Source organism: Vogesella mureinivorans (genome assembly GCF_007644035.1).
Taxonomy (GTDB): Bacteria; Pseudomonadota; Gammaproteobacteria; order Burkholderiales; family Chromobacteriaceae; genus Vogesella; species Vogesella mureinivorans.
The window spans coordinates 1-714 of record NZ_VMTV02000916.1 but is presented as its reverse complement, the minus strand read 5'-3'; the positions used below and the strand labels follow the sequence as shown (position 1 = coordinate 714).

General features: G+C 61.1%; 2 protein-coding genes. Both read left to right on the top strand.

From position 1 onward, the window contains the following. On the top strand, positions 1–217 hold a 217-nt coding region (locus FLQ44_RS23880), incomplete at its 5' end, for a hypothetical protein (RefSeq protein ID WP_170253053.1). Beyond that, a partial coding sequence (locus tag FLQ44_RS21135) for a recombination-associated protein RdgC (RefSeq protein ID WP_147695953.1) occupies positions 217–714 on the top strand: 498 nt, incomplete at its 3' end. The genes FLQ44_RS23880 and FLQ44_RS21135, both read left to right, overlap by 1 nt.

Here is a 714-nt window from a genome sequence, read left to right as displayed (position 1 = left end):
CGGCCCCGGAAACAGCCGGCCGGCCAGTGAGCGCTACTCGCAGAAGCGACTGGAAAAGCTACTGGCCGACGCCGAGCTCAACGCGGCCCGCGACTGGGACCGCAATTTCATCAACGACATGCAGGGCCGATACAAAACGTTCGGCATGGGCATGCACATCACCACGCTGCAGCAGCATCACCTGGAGCGAATCGCCAATGCAGAGGAGGCCGCCTGATGTTTTTCAAACAACTATCGTTCTTTCAGCTGTCGCCAGAGTTTGTAATCGACAGCGACAAGCTGCGTGAAAGGTTGGCCGCACGGCCATTTACGCCTCCTGGTGGTCTGGATTGGTTCGGCGAAGGCTGGGTGCCACCGGCCGCCCACATCGATGGCCCGCTTTATGAAGCACGCGGCTATCGCCTTGTGACGCTGCGCCGTGAAGACAAGGTGCTGCCAGCCGGTGTGATCCGCGAGTTTCTGGATAAGAAGGTGGCGGAAATCGAAGCCGGTGAGCTGCGCAAGGTTGGCCGCAAGGAAAAGCTGGCGCTCAAGGAGCAGATCACAGACGACCTGCTGCCGCGTGCATTCACCCGGACAAACCGCGTGATGGCCTACATCGACGACACCCGCAGCTGGCTGATGGTGGACAGCAGCACCGCCAGCAAGGCGGAGAACCTGGTATCTACCCTGCGCGAGGCCTTGCCACCTTTCCCTTGCAAGCTGCCGCGCACC